12 protein-coding genes are annotated in these 20,209 nt (G+C 62.7%); 4 read left to right on the top strand and 8 right to left on the bottom strand.

What is annotated here, in order from left to right; translation table 11 throughout:
* Positions 1-50: 50 nt before the first annotated feature.
* Positions 51-1,718, top strand: coding sequence for an ATP-dependent DNA ligase LigA (ligA, locus tag WDJ60_RS07835; RefSeq protein ID WP_340099800.1), 1,668 nt, complete (start codon positions 51-53; stop codon positions 1,716-1,718).
* A gap of 24 nt (positions 1,719-1,742) precedes the next feature.
* Entirely contained in the window at positions 1,743-2,495 is a 753-nt protein-coding gene (locus WDJ60_RS07830; RefSeq protein ID WP_340099799.1) for an MBL fold metallo-hydrolase, read from the top strand.
* 153 nt (positions 2,496-2,648) lie between these two features.
* Here WDJ60_RS07830 and WDJ60_RS07825 read toward each other — a convergent pair whose 3' ends face one another.
* The 6 genes from WDJ60_RS07825 to WDJ60_RS07800 form a co-directional block, all read right to left on the bottom strand.
* Positions 2,649-4,454, bottom strand: coding sequence for an Ig-like domain-containing protein (locus tag WDJ60_RS07825; RefSeq protein WP_340099798.1), 1,806 nt, complete (start codon positions 4,452-4,454; stop codon positions 2,649-2,651).
* A gap of 1 nt (position 4,455) precedes the next feature.
* Entirely contained in the window at positions 4,456-6,420 is a 1,965-nt protein-coding gene (locus tag WDJ60_RS07820) for a type II secretion system F family protein (protein ID WP_340099797.1), read from the bottom strand.
* Between the two features lie 2 nt (positions 6,421-6,422).
* On the bottom strand, positions 6,423-8,183 hold the full coding sequence (locus WDJ60_RS07815; RefSeq protein ID WP_340099796.1) for a type II/IV secretion system ATPase subunit: 1,761 nt from the start codon (positions 8,181-8,183) through the stop codon (positions 6,423-6,425).
* Positions 8,184-8,260: 77 nt separating this feature from the next.
* On the bottom strand, positions 8,261-9,838 hold the full coding sequence (locus tag WDJ60_RS07810; protein ID WP_340099795.1) for an ATP-binding protein: 1,578 nt from the start codon (positions 9,836-9,838) through the stop codon (positions 8,261-8,263).
* Between the two features lie 71 nt (positions 9,839-9,909).
* The gene (locus WDJ60_RS07805; RefSeq protein WP_340099794.1) at positions 9,910-11,001 is read right to left on the bottom strand and encodes a DNA topoisomerase IV subunit A; all 1,092 of its coding nucleotides are present in this window, start codon (positions 10,999-11,001) and stop codon (positions 9,910-9,912) included.
* Positions 10,998-13,391 (bottom strand): DNA topoisomerase VI subunit B, encoded by a 2,394-nt coding sequence (locus WDJ60_RS07800; RefSeq protein ID WP_340099793.1) that lies wholly within the window; start codon positions 13,389-13,391, stop codon positions 10,998-11,000. The genes WDJ60_RS07805 and WDJ60_RS07800 overlap by 4 nt, the downstream gene beginning before the upstream one ends.
* A gap of 143 nt (positions 13,392-13,534) precedes the next feature.
* Between WDJ60_RS07800 and gyrB the strand changes: the two genes are divergently transcribed.
* Together gyrB and gyrA are read left to right on the top strand one after the other, a co-directional pair.
* A complete protein-coding gene (gene gyrB / locus WDJ60_RS07795) occupies positions 13,535-15,460 on the top strand; it encodes a DNA topoisomerase (ATP-hydrolyzing) subunit B (protein ID WP_340099792.1) in 1,926 nt (641 codons plus the stop codon).
* Positions 15,457-17,988 carry a DNA gyrase subunit A gene (gene gyrA, locus WDJ60_RS07790; protein ID WP_340099791.1) on the top strand — a complete coding sequence of 844 codons (2,532 nt, stop codon included), beginning with the start codon at positions 15,457-15,459 and terminating at the stop codon, positions 17,986-17,988. The genes gyrB and gyrA overlap by 4 nt, the downstream gene beginning before the upstream one ends.
* On the opposite strand, the gene WDJ60_RS07785 is transcribed toward gyrA, so the two are convergent.
* Both WDJ60_RS07785 and WDJ60_RS07780 read right to left on the bottom strand, forming a co-directional pair.
* Positions 17,985-18,752 (bottom strand): universal stress protein, encoded by a 768-nt coding sequence (locus WDJ60_RS07785; protein WP_340099790.1) that lies wholly within the window; start codon positions 18,750-18,752, stop codon positions 17,985-17,987. The genes gyrA and WDJ60_RS07785 overlap by 4 nt on opposite strands.
* A complete protein-coding gene (locus WDJ60_RS07780) occupies positions 18,753-20,189 on the bottom strand; it encodes an APC family permease (protein ID WP_417750444.1) in 1,437 nt (478 codons plus the stop codon).
* Positions 20,190-20,209: the final 20 nt, after the last annotated feature.

Genomic DNA, 20,209 nt, shown 5'->3' with positions numbered 1-20,209 from the left:
CGAGCGACGAATGGGGCGACTTTTTGTCCGGGCTATCGTACCCTGCGGTGATGGAATTTGTCGAGTTCGCCGCCACTGCCGCTGCTATCGACGAGGAACCAGCGGATCTGGAAATTCAGTCGCTGGTCGCCGACGCGCTCCGTGACAGCGGGACTGACCTCGCCACGCTGGTCCGGTTCCTGCTCGGTCGCGTCTTCCCGGCTCACGACTCGCGGACGCTCGACATCGGGCCGCGGCTGTGTTACGAGGCGATTGCGCGGGCCGCCGGACAGAACGTCAGCGCCGACGACGTGGAGACGCGCCTGGCAGAGACGGGGGAAATCGGCGCGGTCGCAGCGAGTTACGACTTCGGCGGTCAGCAGGGACTGGCCGCGTTCGGAAACGGTGGGCAGGAGGCGCTGACCGTCGCAGCGGTCGAAACCCGTCTGCGGGAACTCGCCGCCGTCGATGGAGCCGGCAGCCAGGAGACGAAACTCGACATCCTTTTCGGGCTGTTCAATCGCTGTAGCGACGACGAAGCGCGGTATCTCGCTCGGCTCGTCCTCGAAGAGATGCGCATCGGCGTCGGTGGCGGGTCCGTTCGCGATGCAATCGCCGAGGCGTTCGACGTGCCCGTCGACAGCGTCGAGCGAGCGCTCCAGTTGTCGAACGACTACGGACTGGTCGCCGAGACAGCCCGATCGGAGGGCGAAGACGGCCTCGACGCGATTCAACTCGAAATCGGTCGGCCGGTCCAGGCGATGCTCGCACAGACCGGGACGGTAAGTGGGGCACTCGAGGACTGGGAGAACGTCGGTGTCGAAATAAAGTACGACGGCGCACGCGTCCAGGTCCACTACGACGGAGAGCGCGTCGCCCTGTACTCCCGGAACATGGAGGAGGTGACCGAGCCATTGCCGGAGATCGTCGCGACTGTCGAGCAACGCGTCGACGTGCCGGTCATCCTCGACGGTGAGGTGGTCGCAGTCGACGACGCTGGTGACCCGCTCCCCTTCCAGCAGGTCCTTCGCCGGTTCCGCCGCAAACACGACGTGGCGAAAGCCCAGGAGAACGTCTCGCTCCGGCTCCACGCCTTCGACTGTCTACACGCCGACGGCGAGGATTTGCTCGATGCACCGCTGGTCGAACGCCACGACCGACTCGCGAGTGTCTTCGACGGCGAGAACAGTCGCGAAGTCTCCCGACTCTGGCTGTGCGAGGACGCCGAGACCATCGAAGATATCGAGACCGATGCGCTGGCAGACGGCCACGAGGGAATCATGTTAAAACAGCCCGACGCACCGTACACACCGGGCAAGCGGGGGCAGAACTGGCGCAAGCGCAAACCCGACGTGGAGACGCTGGACCTGGTCGTGACCGGTGCCGAGTGGGGCGAAGGCCGGCGGGCGAGTGTGCTCGGGACGTTCGAATTGTCGGTGCGTACCGGCGAGGAGTACGAGACCATCGGGAAGGTCGCGACCGGCATCACCGACGAGAAGCTACAGGAGGTGACCGACCTGCTGGAACCGCACATCACGGCCGAATCCGGAACGGAAGTAGCGATCGATCCAGCCGTCGTCTTCGAGGTGGGCTACGAGGAGATACAGTCCTCGCCGACGTACTCGTCGGGGTACGCGCTCCGCTTCCCGCGGTTTCTGAGTATCCGCACGGACAAAGCACCCGCCGATGCCGATTCGCTGGCACGCGTCGAGCGACTGGTCGAGACCGGTGGCGATTAACGCCCCCGACGCCTTCGTCCGACAATGACTGTCCACGTCGACGGACTCACCATCGACTGGCTCGGCTACGCCACCGTCCGAATCGAGAGCCCGGAGACTGTCGTCTACGTCGACCCCGGACGCTACGGCGTATTGACTGGTGAGTGGACCCCCGACAGCGAGGCTGCCGCAGACACCCACCCACCAGCGTCCGATTACCGGCCGGAAGACGGTGACGCCGTCTTCGTCACTCATCGCCACCACTACGACCCCGACGGCATCGAACGCGTTGCCGGTGACGACGCGACACTTATTACCTTCGACGGTATCAACGTCCACGGAACGGACAGGACCGACGTGCGGCCGGTCGACCTGTCCGTTGCAGTCCGGTCGGTCGGGCTGGAGTCGCAGGGGCTGGTCGACGACGTGGCGTTCTGGACTATCGCCGCGTACAACCATCCCAACGGTCCGCACACGCGTCCGGACGGGACGCCGATTCACCCGGAGGGCTTTGGCTGTGGCTACCTACTGAGTATCGGCGGCACTCGCGTCTTCTTCGCCGGCGACACCGACGTACTGGACGGACACGCGGAACTCGATGTGGACGTGTTTTTGCCACCGATTGGCGGCACGTTTACGATGGACAGTCACGCCGCTGCCGACCTCGCCGAAGCGATGGATCCCGAACTCGTCGTTCCGGTCCACTACAACACCTTCGACGCTATCGAAGCTGATTCGAGTGCGTTCGCGGCCGACCTCGACGAGCGCGGTGTGGCGGTCGAACTGGACGAACAGTAGCGGAGCAGCGTTCGGGGTGCCAGTATAGTTCTTTCAATTGAAAGTGTAGTCGGCTGCGAGAACGTTTCAACCGGTGGAGTGACTCATCGTTTTCGAGGTGAGGGACACATCCTCACGGAGCGAACGGCTCAGCAGCCAGCGAGAGAGGGTGATTTACGGGAACGGAATCGTCCGGGTGGCTTGAACGGTTTCGGCACTGTCCAAGAGAGAGATTCGAATCGAGTCAGCCTGGTTCTGTCCCTTGATTGTGACCGTCTGAGGTTGCGACCCAACACTGACAGTTGTTCCACCTTGCTTGGCAGTTCCATTTTTAAACGACTGTACCCGCACCTCTGCGTTACTGTCGCTCGTACTAACGTCGAACGTGACATTGATGTTGTTGCCGCCGCCGCTTGCGGTTGCGTTCACACTGTTGATCGCGTACTCGGTCGCAGGGACCCGAACAGAGAGGTTCTCGACCAGCCCCCAGTTGCCGTTCGCGTCCTGGGCGCGCACCGAAAGCACGTGTTCGCCGGCAGCCCACGACTTCGTCTGGATGCCGGTGTCGAGAACTGTCTCGTCGACGGTATCGAAGGCCCCGTCTGCGGGGGTGAGAGCGGTCGTCGGACCGGTGGTTCCGTCCGGAGCCCTCCGAGTCCACTCGGCAGCGTAGATGTCGGTCCCACCCCGAGCGAAGTCGCTGACGTTCGCAATCAGCGTCAACACTGCGTCCTCTGGAAGCGTCTGATTGTTCGCAGTCGTCTGATTCGTTCCAATATCAATAATCTGCGGCCCGGTGGTGTCTGTCCCCCCACTGGCCGTCGTCCCCTCGACGGTCACGGACGCCTTTTCGAGCGCCCCGGGTGATTCCCCGAACGTCGCGTTGATACTCGCGGTTCCGGTCGTCTCGGTCGTGTACCGGAACGCCGCGTGCCCATTCTCATCGGTCGTCACCGTCGGCGTATCCAGAGCGCCCGGCCCGCTGCTGACATCGGCATCGACTGTGACGCCGCTGACGGGGTTGTTGTACCGGTCGCGCACCTCGAAGGTCACGCGCTCGGCACTCCCGACGGGGGCCTGGATTCGAGTGGGGGATTCGGTGGTGATGTAGTGTGGGCCAGGTTCGCCGGTCCCGCTCCCGACCCTGACTTTTGCCAGCCGGAGGTCGTACGACTGGTTGCCACGCAGGGAGATGGTGACCGTGTCGTAGGGGTCGCCGGGCGTCACGGTCACGTTGTCGTAGACGTTACCGCCTTCGGTGACGAACTCGTCGGCGAGCAGTTCGGTCCACGTCTCCTCGTCGAGGCGGGTCGGCAACTGTATCCGGACGGTGCCGTTGCCAGTGACGCTGGTGACTTGTTGGGGGGCGCTCACCGGTTCGACGGTCACCGATTCGGCCGAGGTTCCCGATTCCGAGAGAGACCCGTCCACAGTAACCAGCGTGATGCGACGCCCATCGACGACAGTGGCGTCGGTCAAGGGGAGTGAACGGTCACCGCGTCGGTCGTAGAGAACACCGTGTTCCAGAACCGTCGTCGGTGCGTTGCGGTACTCGTTGTAGTTCGGTCGGTAGCTGACGTGGCGCGTCTCGAACGTCCGGGTCCGGTTCCCACTCGCCGTCCAGTAGTCGCCGGTCTCACCGCTGGCCGTCAGATTCTCCAGTCGGACGGTCCCCGGGTCAGTGGTCCGAATCCGACCCGACGGGTCCACCGGATTCAGCAAGAACGGTCGTCTGGGATATCGAGTCCCGAGTTGTACCGGCTGGGACGTGATGCGCCCGGTTGCAGCCGTCTGCAGCGTCCCCTCGCGGAGCCCATCGAAATCGTCACGGACCTGCTGGCTGTGTTCGAATTCAGCGCCCTGGTTCCAGGCGGGAACGGCCGTCGTCTGGAGCGTGACCAGTAACAGCATCAGGATGCCAAAGACGAGGACGAAGCCGATGACTGCCGTCTGCCCTCTGCGAGAGTGTGGCCGTCGCATCTCAGAGCACCCCGAAGGCGGCGATAGTGAGCAGTATCATCACCAGACTGTATTTCAAGCCCGCGAGGACGCGGCCATCGGCCATCTTGCCCGCGACCAGCCCGATGAACAGCGACTGGACGAGCGAGGAGTGGACAAACGCGAGCTGGAAGCCGTCCGCGTCTATCGACTGCAGACTGATGGGCAAGTCTGGCGTCGAGGCAGTGCTCTGCTGTCCCAGAGCGAGTGCCTGCTCGAAGTAGAACTCGTTGATCAGCAGGATGATGCCGAGGTAGACGAGAAAGGAGATAAACGCCGCGGCGACGTACGACGACAGCTCCTGTGACCGGCGCTGGAGGAACTGACGCTGGTTTCGCGCGTCCTCGGCAGCGACAGAGAGCGTCTCCGAGAGGTTCCCACTCGCCTCGTCAGCGTCGACGACGAGTCGAATCGTCCGCGTGACGACACGCGTCTGGGCGCGACGTGCGAGTCTGACGAGAGCGCCGCGCATGTCGTCGAACCACTCCATCTCGTTGTGAACCTGTTCGAGTTCCACCGACAGCGGCCCCTCGGAGCGTTCGGCCGTCGCTGCAATCGCATCGGGTGGTCGAACTCCCATCCGGCTTGCACCCGCAATCGAGGAAAGAACGTCGGGGAACCGCCGCAAAATTGTATCGAGGCGGCGGTTGCGAAGTTCGTAAAACCCCACGAGCGGGAGCGTTGCAAGCACGAACGGGACAACAAAGAACAACGTTGTGGCGACCAGCGGACGCGCATAGACACCCGTTATCGACAGCGAAGCGACACCGGACCAGACGGCAAGAACAACAGCGAGGACAGACAGCGGAACCGACGCCACGAGGACGTATGTCGGCTGCGTCCGACAGCGCGAACGGAACCGCGAAACGTATCCGTCCGTCGAGAGACGCCGCTTTTGCCGCGCGTAGGCCGCTGTTTCGGGGTCGTCGGGAATCTCGGGGCGACGGGTCGCAGTGTCGTTCGGACGGGACGTGGTCTGTCTGAACGGTTCGCCGAGTTGGTCGAGTACCAGCAGAGAGAGCACCGACGCGAGCGGGATGCCGACATAGACGACGATGTTGACCAGTTCCAGCGTCCCCAGACCGGTGATTCCCATCACCATCAGCAGGATGAGCAAGAACAGCGGACCGGCGATGAGCACCGTCACGTACACCTCGGCGAACAGCGCGATATTCTCGATGTAGGAGTCCTGGACGACGCGAGCGTCCTGTAGCGCCTCGTTGCGCTGGTCGGCGAGAAACGCCTCGGTATCACCACCAGACTCGATGACGCCCAGCAGATCGGTAAAGAACTCGGCGGTGTAGTCACAGGGCGTCACTTCGCTCGCTTCCCGGAGCGCCTGCATGAAATCCCGCCCGAGATAGTCGACGTGATTGAGAACGAGTCCGGCCTCACGAGACAGTTCGCCGTACGTTTCCTCGGCAGCGGCCAGTCGGCGAAACACCTCGACGATGTCTAACCCGCCCCGGGAGAGGGCGTACATGTAGCTGATAGCCGACGGGAGCATGAGGTTGAGCTTCTTCGCCCGCACGCTGGCCAGGTATCGTGGGAAGTAGTATCTGAAATACCAGGTTCCGGCACCAGACGAGAGTCCAGCGCCGACAGCGAGGACGAATGCGACGATGGGGAAGCGATAGGTGCTGACAAATCGCCCAACTGCACCGAGACTCCCGATGCCGGTCAGCGCTGCGATGTGGCCCAACTCCGCAAACAGGATCGCAGCTAGCAGGCCAACGACGGCGCCGATACTGGCCACGAGCAACGCGAGGACGACCGAGCGCGCGAGATAGCCAGCGACGGTTACCGGCACACGAGCGGCGTTGAGGTCACTCCGGAGTCCCTCGTGGCGGTCGCCCCGTCCGTCGAAAAAGCGCCGGAGCGGCTCGTAGAGCCACGCAGTCTGTCTGATGAGCCACGTTCGTTCCGTGGTGGCTGTCGTGTCGGTCATGGTCACAGGAGCTGTTCGAGTTGCCCGGAGTCGACCAGTGCCATCACTTCCTCTCTGTTGCTGGCGTACTGCCAGACTATCGTCTGGAACGATTCGTAGTCAGAGATACCCTCACGAACGAGATATCGGAGCAAGCGTTCACGACGACGCAGTTCGGCTTCGAGTTGCTCCTCGTCCCAGCCGTTCGCATACATGATTTCGCGGAGTTTCCCCGATGGCGCGACCGACGCCATCGAATCCGTCGCGGGACGCCACTCGTAGATGTGCTGTGTGCTCGGGCTGCCGTCGTCACCGCGGCCGAGTTCGGAGATGCTGACGTTGCGGCGCACGCGCTGGTCACCGACGAAAATCTGCCGTTGCACCGCGACGATGTCCAGTTCTCTGACCATCTGTTCGGGGACCGACAGCGGCGGATTCTGCAGGCGCGAGAGGACCGTCGCCGTCGAGTCCGCGTGCATCGTCGTGTAGGCGGCGTGGCCGGTTGCCATCGCCTGAAAGAACGCGAGTGCGACCTCCGCTTCGGTTCGAATCTCCCCGACGAGCAGGTACTCGGGTCGCTGGCGCAGGGCCGCCTGGAGAAGCTGGTACATGTCTACCTCGCCGGTTCCAGACGTACGGGCCTCTCGCGTGACGCTCTGAATCCAGTTGTCGTGCGGGAGCGTAATCTCGCGAGTGTCCTCGATAGAGATGACCTTGTTCTTGCGCGGGATGAACATCGAAATCGCGTTCATCGAGGTGGTCTTGCCCGACGCGGTCCCGCCCGCAAACAGCAACGAGAGGTTGTTCTCGATTGCCAGCCAGAAGTACGTCATCGTCTCCACTGAGAAGGTTCCGAACTCGATGAGATCGACCGGGGTCAGGGGAACGTCCGAGAACTGTCGGATGGTGAAGTTCGACCCGCGGGTACTGACTTCGGTTCCGAGCGTCATCTGGATGCGCGAACCGTTTGGCAGACTGGCGTCGACGAGCGGGTCCGCGACGGAGACGTGTTTGTCACTGCGCTGAGCGAGGCGAACCACCAGCGAGTTGAGCCGGTCCGCGCCGAAGGAGATGTTCGTTTCCATGTCCCGGTATTCCCGGTGGTAGACGTAGACTGGAACGTCAGTGCCGTCACAGGAGATATCCTCCAGTCTGGCGTCGCGAACCAGCGGGTCGATGCGGTCGTATCCCAGCAAATCGCGGAAGATGTAGTAGCGTATCTTGTGTAACGACCCCGGCTCTGTATCCCGCAGATACCGGCTCGACAGTGTGGTGAGTTCCTCCTCGAGACGCTGTTCTCGGTCGACCGCCCCAGGGTCGACGTGCATCAGCACGTCCCGCAGGTCCACCATGATGTCCTCGCGGACGTAGCGCTCGAACTCGGTCAGCGTCGGTTCGACGACGCGGTACTCGTAGTCGTTCGTCCGTGGGTTGTGACAGATGGCGATGTACGCGAAGGGTTCGTTCACCCAGTACCGATCGACTTCCTCGAGGTCCTCGCGGTATCCGAAGTCGAAAAACGAACGCTCGATGAACTCGTCGGCTGGGGCAGGCGCAAACTCGCTCTCGAAGTCCGAAAAGTACTCCCGAACGTCCGCGAGAACGGTCTCCGCTGGGTCGGCCGGCGCGTCCTCGATAGTCGGAACAGATTCGACGATACCCTCGACTGCGTCACGCCCCAGGTTCTGTGGGTCGTTCTCGTCGAGGTGGTCGGCGGTGTCGATTCGGTCGCTCCAGTCGGCCTCGCCGTCAGCCCCACCACCACCAGGTTCCGGTTCAGGCATGCAATGGCACTAGCTGACGAGCGGGGAAATAAAGGATTTGTGACAATGTTCGAATATGTGATGACTGCGGCACCGACCTATCTGTCGGCGCGTTGAAGACGTATCCGAACGGCGGTCCCATCCGTCTGTTCCGGAACACGAACCTCGCCATCGAGGCTGGAGACAATCCAGTAGACGAGCCACAGTCCCAGTCCACTCCCGTGGACCAGTGGCGTCTCCTCGCCCGTTTCGAGCACTGTCGCTTCCTGAGCGGGAATGCCGGGGCCATCGTCTGCAATTCGGATCTCGACAGTATCGGTCGCGACAGTGACAGTGGCAGAGACAGTCGGGGACTCGCCGGCGTGTTTCACCGCGTTGTCCAGCAGTTCCCAGACGACAGTTTCCAGTCGCGGTGCGGCGCTTGCAACGGCGGTGTCGGGCGCATCGACCGTGATTTCGGCGGCAGGGTCGCGGGAGGCGACCTGCTCGACCATTCCACGAACGACCGGAACGACGTCGAGGGGTTCGAGCGTGGGCGGGTCGGCGAAGTTGTCTCCGAGTTCCCGAGCGGTCTCACTCATCCCGAGGAGTCGGTCAGCCGTGTTCTGGATACGCCTGACGAGGTCGGTATCGGACTCGTCGACTCTGTCGGCCAGCATGTCGGCGTAGCCGGTGATAATCGTCATGTCGTTGCGGAGGTTGTGACGCAACACGCGGTTGAGGACGCGGGCCAGCCGCTCGCGTTGCTTCCGTTCGGTCGCGTCGTGGGCCATCCCCTGAACTGCGACGATGTCGGCGGGCGTCCGCTCCGCTTCTGGAACGTCTGCCGCGTAGATCGGCGTCACGCGGACGTCGACGTAGACGATATCGCCGGCTGCCGTTTCCAGCGGGAGATACCGTTCCTCGACTGTTTCGCCGTCGAGGACGCGCTGGAACAGTCTGTCGGCGACCTCGGCAGTCGCGTCATCCGGAAGCAGTGTCCGGTACGGTCGCCCGACGATCTCGTCGGGAGTGTACCCCAGCATCGGCTCGATAGTCGGAGAGTGGTACGTGTACGTCCCGTCGGCGTCGACGCGAAAGAGCAGGTCGAAACTGGCGTCGATGACTGCGCGATACAGCTCCTGGCGCTCCTCGAGTTCGCGTTCGCGCTCGTCCAGGGCGGCCTGCTTTCGCTCGCGCTCTATCTCGGACCCGACCATCTGTGCGATGAGGTCGGTGAACGCCTTTTCAGAGTCCGAAAACGGCTCACCGCGCGCGTCGTGTGAGACGAAACAGACCGTCCCGAAGGCCTCTCCCTCGACCATCACCGGTGCGCCGTGATAGCAGTGAACGCCGTGGCTCTCGAAGTTCGGGTCAGCCGCGTACGCCTCGTCGGGGCCGTCGTGGAGTGCAACAACCGTCTCCTCCTGGATGGTCCGCCGGCAGTACGTCGTCGAGTAGTCGACCTGGAGCCCCTCCGGCACAGTCGAACTGTCCGGGTCGATGCTGATGAGCACCTCCCAGCTGTCGGATTCCGGATCGACCTCGGCAACGTAGCCGTATTCGACTCCGAAATACTCGGTGCCGACCGTCAGCGCCCGCCGGATGCGTTCCTCGGTCGACCCCTCGGCCCGCATCACGTCGTACAGACGCGACCGGGCCTCGTCTCCCGCCAGACGCCCCTCGGAGTCTGCCATGGCGCGGCCTACGGATCCCACTCAATAAGTGATGGCGATTCCGCTGTGGCCCTCAAAAGGAACAGCTCTCGTTACAGGACGCCCATCTCGTCGAGTCGTTCGGGCAGGTAGGTGTCAGTCACGAAGTCCAGCCCGCGAGAGGCGAGTGACTGCTGTTCCGATTTCTTCCCGAGGTCGAGTTGGAGTTCGATTTGCTCCGTCCAGAACTCCGTCTGATATCGGGGATCCTCCAGTTCCGACTCCAGGGCGTTGACGTCGGAGTCCGAGAGCGGGTCCGTCGGCAGGTCGTACTCCACGATGTCCTCCGGGCGGATACCGATGAAATCCGCTTCGGGCGTCGCCAGGTACTCAGAGAGGTGTGCGCTCTTGATAGAGCCGTAGGCGACCGAGCCGTAGATCCGATAGGACCACGGGTCACCGTCAGTGAAGACGGTGACCGGCAGGTCGAGTTCGTCGTGCAAGCGCTTGGTGATGCGCCGGGTCGCCCGCGCTGGCTGGCCCTTCAGGTGGACGACCAGCGCGTTGTACTCCTCGTCGAACCCGTTCTCGACGAGGCGGTCGCGCATACCACCGGTCTCGACGGCCAGGACGAAGTCGGCGTCGTTGTCCAGGAAGTCGATGGTATCGGGGTTGTTCGGAATCTGATAGCCGCCCTCGCCGACGTCCTTCTGGCAGTGAATCTCGCGTTCGCCACGACGCGTCTGCTCGCGCAGGCGAAGCGGTCCCATGATGGTCGCCCCCGACTCCTCCGGGCGCATGTGGAAGTCCTCGCGGGTCGCCCCGGAGACGATTTCTAAGTCCTCGACGAGGTCGTTGGACTCGTCCTGACTCGAGAACTGTGCCTCGTCGAGGTCCCAGGACTCGCTGAGATAGTAGAGTTCACGCAGGGTCGACGAGCGGTCCTCGTCGAGTTGCTGGGCGAGGAAGTCGATGGTGTAAATCGCTTTCAGGAGTTTCTCTGCCCCGCGGACACTCTTGGCCGAGCGCGTCGAGGTGCGGTCGCCGTACACCCAGACGTTCTTGTCCTCGTCGTACTCGATGTTCGATTTGGTCCGGGTTGGAACCTCCATCGAGGGAACGGTCCCCTCGGCGAACTGGTCGTAAAACTGTGCCGCGAGGTCGATGAGTTGCTCGCGCGCCTCTGAGTCTGTCTCTACGCTCATTGGTCTGTCACCGTTAGTTTCTCGTCTTCGATTCCGTCGACGGAAATGCTGCACTCCGCGTCACCTGGCAAGCTATACGAGAGCGTGGCCGTCTCCCCGCCGCCGACCGTCGGGGACCACTTGACGAACCACTCGCCGTCCATCTCGACGACGGTTCCCTCCTCGACGGCGTCGGGTTCGGCCGTCACGATATCCGTGATCTCGATGTCGGCGTTGGTGTCGGCGTTGTTCTCGACGACGACTTCGACGCTCCCGTTCTCGCGCTGACGCTCGACGAGGACGTTGTTCATGATTCGAGCCATCGTGTCGTCGATATCGAGCGGTTCGTTGCCGGTCACCCGTGAGATCTTCTCGGCCATCTCCGGGAGGATCGTCGCGAGTTTGTTCTCCTTCTCCCGGCGCTGTTGCATCGAGCGGCGCTTGTTGAGGAACGATTTGAGGTCACGAGCGGCCTCCCGAATCGCCAGCTCGATTTCGTCCTCGATTTCCGGGATGTTGGCGACGGCGTCTTTCGATTCGCTCGTGAAGGGAACGTTCGTCGACGCGATGTGGACCATGATGACCGCCGGGCCATTGGGGATGCCGCTCCCGCCCGGCTGGTCGAGGCCGTAGTTGCGCCAGTTGATTCCCTTGACCACGTCCGTCGTCGCACACGCCCCGCGCTGGTAGACCAGCGGAACGCGGTTGGCAAACCGCATCACCTCGGCTTTGCCGCCGTCCTCGACATCGCCGCCGTAGGCGATGCCCGCCTCGACGATGAAGGGGTCACCGCCGTGGACGGAGGCGTCTCTGGTCGCCGCGGCGTAGAAGTCCGCGTCGTACTCCTTGGTGAGGCCGGCCTCCACGAGGTCCGCAGAGATCGGAGAGAGACAGTCCGTCGGCGGCGAGATGATGTCCGTCTCGCGCATCGCTTCGAGCAGCTCCGAGGCGGTGTCGCGCTCGCTGGCGATGTCGTGGACGTGTGGCACGTCGTCTGGGACAGTCTCCATGCGCGTCCAGAGCGCCTCGACGACGTTCTCGCGGGCTTTCTCACCGAACGTAGCGTCGTCGAACTCCTCGGTGTCGTCGGCCGCTTTGCCCACGTAGGCAGTGAGGTCTTTGTGCGTGACGCGGTGGCGCGAATCGTCCGTTCGGTTCTCGAACTTCGTGGCGATACGCTCGGCGAGCCCCTGGACATGGGCGTCGTCCTTTCGCTTGGTCGTCGCTTCGTCGACGAGCGTATAGATGTCCGAGGTGAGTTCTGCGGTCACCTGTTCCCAGGCTGCCTCGACGGCGTTCTCGCGGACCGTCTCGCCGAAGGTGGTGCCGTACTCGTCTTCGATATCGTCGGCAACGTCGTCGACGTTCTCGGCGACCTTGCTGTGGGCGATGCGCTCGGTGTTCTGGATTCGGTCGGCGACCTCGCTGGCGAACTCGGCAGTCGCATCGGCTCCCTTGTTGGCGACGGCGTCTTCGACTGCAGACGCTACGTCGGCATCTTCATGGCTCTGCGGTGGTCGCCACCGCATCTCCCGGCCGAAGTGACGATCACGGAAGTTGTCGATGACCGAATCGGACGTCTTCTGCCCGACGCGGGTGAACTCCCCCTGAAGAAACCCAGAGACAGAGTACGAATCGGTCGCGTCGAGCATCTTGATGAGCGTCCCGAGTTCGACGCCGTGGGGGTGGGGACGAATCTCTTCGGTCTCGTCGGGCAACTGGTCGGTCGCCCGCTCGTATTTGAAGTGCTCGTCGGGTTCGACCATCTCGATGCGGGCGTGGGGGTTGACGACCGCCGTGTGCTTGATGTAGTCGTGGAGTTGCTGGCGGGCACGCATGTTCCCTTCCATCTCGAGTTCGATGCGCGTCCCGTGAGGACGCTCCCAGGACGTAGTTGCCTCCTCGCTAATCTCCGGTTCGTTGGTGTCGGTATCGATGATGAGTTCGAAGTACTCGGCCTCGGCACTTCCCTGCGTCCGCGAGGTGATTTTCGCGGGTTTGCCGGAGGTGAGTTGCGAGTAGAGAACCGCCGCAGAAATCCCGATTCCCTGTTGACCGCGGTTTTGCTCGCGTTTGTGGAATCGGCTCCCGTACAGCAGTTTCCCGAAGATTTTGGGAATCTGTGCTTTCGTGATCCCGGGGCCGTTGTCCTCGACGACCAGTCGGTAGTAGTCGCCCGCTTCCTCGATTTCGACGTAGATGTCGGGGAGAATACCGGCTTCTTCGGTGGCGTCGAGCGCGTTGTCGACGGCTTCCTTGACGGCAGTCACCAGCGCCCGGGCTTCCGAGTCGAACCCGAGCATGTGCTTGTTCTTCTCGAAGAACTCGGCGATGGAGATAGACTGCTGGCTCTCGGCCAGCTCCTCGGCTATCCCCTCACCGTCGCCGAGGTGCGACTGATAGGAGGTCATGTGGCTATACGTTCCACACCGGAGCTTAAATGTTGTGCGCCAGCGGAGTGAAAGTGGACGGGTGCCAGTGCGTGGCGTTCTCACGCGCTCGCGCGTGCGTGAGCTTTAAGGGACGGGGTCTACTATCAGTGTCTAAGGTTTTCATGTCTGAGGATACTGAGTACGGCGCAGGCCAGATACAGGTACTCGAAGGGCTGCAAGCCGTTCGGAAGCGGCCCGCGATGTACATCGGCTCGACCGACTCACGGGGACTGCATCATCTCGTCTACGAGGTGGTCGACAACTCCATCGACGAGGCACTCGCCGGCCACTGTGACACTATCGAGGTAACTATCCACGAGGACAACTCCATCTCCGTCAGCGACGACGGCCGTGGGATTCCCGTGGACATGCACGAGGAACACGGCAAGCCCGCCGTCGAGGTCATTATGACGATTCTCCACGCCGGTGGGAAGTTCGACAGCAAGTCCTATCAGGTGTCGGGCGGCCTCCACGGCGTCGGTGTGAGCGTCGTCAACGCGCTCTCGAAGTGGCTCGAAGTCGAAATCAAACGCGACGGCGCGGTCTGGAAACAGCGCTTCGACCACGGCGAGCCCGAGTACGAACTCGAACGGGTCCGTGATATGGAGCCAGACGAGGAGACGGGGACCGAGATTCGGTTCTGGCCCGACGACGAAATCTTCGAGACGACCGACTACGTCTTCTCGACGCTGGTCTCTCGCCTTCGGGAACTTGCCTTCCTCAACTCCGGCGTCAAGATTACGCTCACTGACGAGCGCGACAGCAACGAAGAGCAGTTCCAGTACAGCGGTGGTATCCGAGAGTTTGTCGAGTTTCTCAACGAGACGAAAACGCACCTCCACGAGGACGTCATCTACTTCGACGACGAAGAAGAGATCAGCGAGGGTGTCGTCCAGGTCGAGGTGGCGATGCAGGCCACCGACGAACTCCAGGGCTCGATACATGCCTTCGCGAACAACATCAACACCCGCGAGGGTGGGACACATCTGACGGGGTTCAAGACCGCACTGACACGAATTATCAACGACTACGCCAAGGAGAACGGGCTGCTCCGCGATCTGGACGATACGCTCAAGGGCAACGACATCCGCGAGGGACTCACGGCCGTTCTCTCGGTCAAACATCCAGACCCGCAGTTCGAAGGCCAGACCAAGACGAAACTCGGCAACTCGGAGGTCCGGGGTATCGTCGAGTCGGCCGTCCACGAGGAACTGGGAACGTACTTCGAGGAACACCCCGACACCGCCGAGGCCATCGTTTCGAAGGCCGTCGAGGCCGCGAAGGCCCGCAAGGCCGCCAAGAAGGCAGAGGAACTGACCCGCCGGAAGTCCGCGCTCGATTCGACCGCGCTGCCGGGAAAACTGGCCGACTGCCAGACCAAAGACCCCAGCGACGCGGAACTCTTTGTGGTGGAGGGCGACAGCGCCGGCGGCAGCGCCAAACAGGGCCGAAACCCCGATTTCCAGGCGATTCTCCCCATCAAGGGGAAAATTCTGAACGTCGAGAAACACCGCCTCGACCGAATCCTGGAGAACGACGAGATTCGTAACCTCATCACGGCGCTCGGGACAGGAATTGGCGACGAGTTCGATATCGACGACGTGCGCTACGAGAAGATTATCTTCATGTGCGACGCCGACGTGGACGGCGCACACATCCGGACGCTCCTGCTGACGCTGTTCTACCGCCACATGAAGCCGCTGCTTGACGCGGGCTACGTCTACGCGGCCCAGCCGCCACTCTACCGCATCCGGTACAGGGGCGAGACGTACGACGCGATGACCGAAGCCGAACGCGACCGGATCGTCGAGGAGAAGTGCAACGGCAACCCCGACCAGGTCCAGCGGTTCAAGGGCCTGGGCGAGATGAACCCCCAGCAGCTCTGGGACACGACGATGAATCCGGAGACTCGCTACCTCAAGCAGATTACCATCGAGGACGCTGCGGCGGCGGACAAGATGTTCTCGGTGCTGATGGGTGACGCCGTCGAGCCGCGGAAGGAGTTCATCAAAGATCACGCGCCCGAAGCGGAGTGGGTCGACATATGAGTTCGGACATTCCCGACACAGACGACGTGGAGGCACCGGCCGCGAACGTCGAGCACGTTCGCATCGAAGACGAGATGGAGCAGTCCTACATCGACTACGCGATGAGTGTCATCGCGGGACGTGCGCTCCCGGACGTTCGCGACGGGTTGAAACCCGTCCACCGGCGCATCCTGTACGCGATGTCTGAACTGGGCGTCACCGCCAGCACCAGCCACCGGAAGTCGTCCTCGATTATCGGCGAGACGATGGGTGACTACCACCCACACGGTGACTCGGCCATCTACGACGCGCTCGTCCGGATGGCACAGGACTTCTCGATGCGCTACCCGCTGGTCGACGGCCAGGGGAACTTCGGGTCGATGGACGGCGACCCGGCGGCGGCGATGCGCTACACGGAGGCCCGGATGTCTCCTATCGCCGAGGAACTGCTCGCGGACATCGAGAAAGACACCGTCGATTTCCAGCCCAACTACGACGACCGTCTCGAAGAGCCGGAGGTGCTGCCGTCGAAACTCCCGAATCTCCTCCTGAACGGCTCGTCGGGAATCGCAGTGGGCATGTCGACGAACATCCCCCCGCACAATCTCGGTGAAATCGTCGATGCGACGGTCCACCTCATCGACAACCCCGACTGCACGGTCGAGGACCTGATGGAGTACGTCAAGGGACCGGACTTCCCGACGGGCGCGAACATCGTCGGTAAGGACGCGATCTACTCGGCGTACTCGACCGGTCGAGGCCGACTGCGAGTCCGTGCGGACTACGAGATACAGCGCAACGAGGGCGGGGCCGACCGCATCGTCATCACAGAACTGCCCTTCCAGGAGAACAAAGCCCGCGTCGTCGAGCGCATCGCCGACGACGTCAACGAGGGCAAAATAGAAGGTATCGCAGACCTCCGGGACGAGTCCGACCGCAACGGCGTCCACATCGTCGTGGACCTGAAACGCGGGGCAAACGTCGACGTGGTCGAGAACCAACTGCTCGAACACCACCTCGAATCGACCTTCGGCGTCATCAACCTCGCACTGGTCGACGGCCAGCCGCAGGTGCTCTCGCTCAAGGAGACGCTGGGCCACTACATCGACCACCGAAAAGAGGTCATCCGGCGGCGCTCGGAACACGACCTCGACGAGGCGACGGACCGCGCACACATTCTGGAGGGACGCCTCGAAGCCGTTGATAAGGCCGAAGCCATCGTCAACCTCGTCACCGAATCGCGCGACCGGGACGAGGCCAAGGCGGTTCTGCAGGGCGAGCAGGAAATCTCCGAGCTGGAGGGAGACCTCGACTACCCCGACGTGCAGTCGACGTTTTCGTTCTCCGAGGAACAGGCCGCCCACATCCTCCGGATGCAGGTCGGGTCGCTCACGTCGATGGAGGCCGACGAAATCGAAGCCGAGTACGAGGAGGTTCAGGAGACCATCGAGTATCTCGAAGCCGTCCTCGCAGACGAAGAGAAACTGCTCGGCGTCATCAAGGACGAACTCCGCGACATCAAGGAGGAGTACGACGACGACCGCCGGACGGCAATCATGGAGGCCGAAGGCGAAGTCACCCACGAGGATCTCATTCCCGAAGAGGACTGTCTGGTTGTCATCACCGAAGACGACTACATCAAGCGGATGCCGACAAGCGCCTTCGACCCGCAGAACCGCGGCGGGAAAGGCATCATCGGCTCGGACCCAAAAGAGGGCGACCGCGTCTCGAAGGTGTTCCGCGCGAACAGCCACGACTACCTGCTCTGTTTCACCAACCAGGGGCAGGTCTACCGGCTGAAGACCTACGAGATTCCGGAGATGAGTCGGACAGCACGCGGCAAATCTGCCGTGAATCTCATCGATTTCGACGACGGCGAGGAGATTACCGCAGTGGTGAACACCGACGAGTTCGAACCGGACGAGTGTATCACGATGGCGACCCGGCAGGGATACGTCAAGCGGACGTGCGTGACGGACTTCGAGAACATCCTCTCGACGGGTATCATCGCAGCCAGCCTCGAAGACGGCGACGAACTCGTCGACGTGGAGGTGACAGACGGGACGAAAGACCTCGTCATCGCCACCGAACAGGGGATGACTATCCGCTTCGACGAGGACGAGGTCCGCGAGATGGGCCGGAACGCGCGCGGCGTCGGCGGTATCAAACTCCAGGACGGTGACCACGTCGCGGGGCTCGTCGCCACCGAACACGGCGACGAGCGGGACCTGCTGACGGTGACGACCAACGGCTACGGCAAGCGGACGCCACTGTCGGAGTACCGAACTCAGTCCCGGTACGGAAAGGGGCTCATCGACATCAAAACCGACGAGCGAAACGGATCCGTCACGACGGTCAAGGCCGTCGAAGACTCCGACCATATCGTCGTGATGAGCGAAACCGGCCAGATTATGCGCTGTCCGGTCGCAGACATCTCGACGGTGGGCCGGAACACAAAAGGCGTGAAAGTGATGGAAGTCGAGACCGGCGACGGTGTAGCGAGCGTGACGGTGATTCCCGCAGTCGAGTCGGACACCGGCAGCGACTAGGACGAGTCGTCGGTCGCGTCCTGGGACTGGTGTCGGACGACCAGTACCGGCGCGACGGCTGCGTCTGCGACACGTTCTTCGTCTTCTCCCAGCAGCACCGAGAGCAACGACCCCTCACCGGCACCCATCACGATGGCGTCGAACTCCGCCGAGCGCTCGACGATGGCTCGGAGCGGCGCCTCCTCGCTAGAGCGCTCGAAGTCGACCTGCTCGGCGGGAACGCCTCGCCGACCGAGTCGCTCTCTCGCCTCTTCGATTGCAGTGTCGGCATCGAAGTCGGAGTCGCCGAGGTCGATACCCCAGAGAGTGACCGACCGGTCGCCGTCGATCAACAGCGTCGCAACGAGGTCCGCGAGGCGGTCGCGGTCGACAGCGCCCCGAAGCGGAACGAGCACGTCGTGTATTTCACTGGTCGGGTTCGGGAGGAGAATCGCCGTCGCGTCGATATCGTCCGCGACGCGCTCGACGGTCTGGTCGCGGTCGTGAGTGAACGCGATTCGGGTGTCGGGGTCGCCACCGGCGGCACGGAACGTCTCGGCGATTGTTTCGACGGCCTGCTGGGCACGGTCCTCGAACTGTCTACCCGCCTGTTCGGTCGGCGTCTGCTCGGGCAGGACGTGGTATCCGAGAATGACAACCCGAGCAGGTGCGAGAAAGTCGACGACCGTCTCCGGAATCGTCTGCCCCTCAAGAACCGCCACAGGAACGAGTACAACGGGCGGTTCGCGGATAGTCGTCTGCGGTCGGTCGGTGTCTCCGGGCACTTAGAACACCCCTTTGAGTGAGACATCACTCGCGTAGTACTTGTACCACCCGGCCGCCCCGAACATGATAACGACGCCGATGATCTGTGAGGCCAGTTGCATGAACGCCAGTAGCCCGAAACTGGCGACTGCGCCGAGGCCGGCGACGAACGGGTATGCGGGCACCCTGAACTCCGGGTCGTACCACTCGGGTTCGTCACGGCGAACGGCAAGCAGTGCGACACACATCAACCCGTACATCACGAGATGCAGGAACGAGGCCACCTCCGCCAGCACCTCGACCTCCCCGAGCGCGACGAGAACGAGAACGGGGCCGCCAGCCATCACCAGAGCGACGTGTGGCGTCCCGTAGGCCAGGTTCACCCGACTCGCGTACTGTGGGACGAGTGCGTCCTTACTGATAGCGAAAACGGCCCGCGAGGTAGAGAGAATCGAAGCGTTCGCGCTCGAGATGGTCGCCAGTAATCCCGCGAGAAGGATTGCGATTGCGCCGCCCAGCCCGCCGAACGCGCGCGCCACCTCGACGATAGCGGTCTCACCGAAGCCAGCGAGTGTCGCACTTTCGAAGGCGCTGGTGGCGACGAAAATCGTCGCAACGTAGAGGATACCGACGACGATGACGGAACCGACCATCGCCAGCGGGAGATTCCTGCCAGGATTTTTCAGGTCGCCGGCGACGGTGGCCACCTGCGCGAAGCCGAGATAGGAGGTGAAGACGAGGGCAGCGGTTGTAAATACCGGAATCGGGCCGAATGGCATGAATCGCTCCGGAGCGGAGGCGGTCCCAAAAATACCGAGCGAATCGAGGCCGCCATAGCCCAGAAACAACACCAGTATCGTCAGCAGGATACCGACGACATAGTTCTGGAGGCGCGCGGCGTTCTCGGTACCGAAGAGGTTCAGTGCGGTGAGCAAGACACCGAAGAGCAACGCCAGTGGCGTCACGACCGGAATACCACCGACCGGGACGCCGGCCTCGGCGAGTACGGCCACAGCGTAATTGCCGAAGCCGACGAGGTAGAACGCAGTGGCAAAGACCAGACCTAGCCAGATGCTGATACCGACGACAGCACCGGGAAGCGCACCGAGTGTTCGCGAGATGAAATAGTAGCCGCCGCCGGATTTGGGCATCGCCGTCGCCAGTTCGGAGGCCGGCAGTGCAACCAGCAGTGCAATGACTGCACCGATAGCGAACGACCCAGCAGCGGCCGGGCCAGCACGCCCCGCCGCCAGTCCAGGGAACACGAAAATGCCCGCCCCAATCATCGTCCCGATCCCGATTGCGAGTGCCCCCGACAGCCCGATAGACCGCTCCAGTTCGGTCCCTTCCTCGGTGACGGTTGTCTCGTCGGTGACACCCGCAAGCGGCGCGTCCGTCTGGGGAGGTACGTCATCCCCAGTCAGAGTCTCTCCTGATGAATCACGAGAAGAACCCATTATCTGCATTTACCGAGGGC

The sequence above is a fragment of the Salinibaculum salinum genome, assembly GCF_037645885.1.
Lineage (GTDB): Archaea > Halobacteriota > Halobacteria > Halobacteriales > Haloarculaceae > Salinibaculum > Salinibaculum salinum.
The sequence above is the reverse complement of the archived record's forward strand: the minus strand, read 5'-3'. Positions and strand labels throughout refer to the sequence as shown.

Excerpts from the sequence above, each read along its gene's own strand:
- ligA (WP_340099800.1), top strand. The coding sequence starts at position 51 with ATGGAATTTGTCGAGTTCGCCGCCACTGCCGCTGCTATCGACGAGGAA.
- WDJ60_RS07830 (WP_340099799.1), top strand. The coding sequence starts at position 1,743 with ATGACTGTCCACGTCGACGGACTCACCATCGACTGGCTCGGCTACGCC.
- WDJ60_RS07825 (WP_340099798.1), bottom strand. The coding sequence starts at position 4,454 with ATGCGACGGCCACACTCTCGCAGAGGGCAGACGGCAGTCATCGGCTTC.
- WDJ60_RS07820 (WP_340099797.1), bottom strand. The coding sequence starts at position 6,420 with ATGACCGACACGACAGCCACCACGGAACGAACGTGGCTCATCAGACAG.
- WDJ60_RS07815 (WP_340099796.1), bottom strand. The coding sequence starts at position 8,183 with ATGCCTGAACCGGAACCTGGTGGTGGTGGGGCTGACGGCGAGGCCGAC.
- WDJ60_RS07810 (WP_340099795.1), bottom strand. The coding sequence starts at position 9,838 with ATGGCAGACTCCGAGGGGCGTCTGGCGGGAGACGAGGCCCGGTCGCGT.
- WDJ60_RS07805 (WP_340099794.1), bottom strand. The coding sequence starts at position 11,001 with ATGAGCGTAGAGACAGACTCAGAGGCGCGCGAGCAACTCATCGACCTC.
- WDJ60_RS07800 (WP_340099793.1), bottom strand. The coding sequence starts at position 13,391 with ATGACCTCCTATCAGTCGCACCTCGGCGACGGTGAGGGGATAGCCGAG.
- gyrB (WP_340099792.1), top strand. The coding sequence starts at position 13,535 with ATGTCTGAGGATACTGAGTACGGCGCAGGCCAGATACAGGTACTCGAA.
- gyrA (WP_340099791.1), top strand. The coding sequence starts at position 15,457 with ATGAGTTCGGACATTCCCGACACAGACGACGTGGAGGCACCGGCCGCG.
- WDJ60_RS07780 (WP_417750444.1), bottom strand. The coding sequence starts at position 20,189 with ATGGGTTCTTCTCGTGATTCATCAGGAGAGACTCTGACTGGGGATGAC.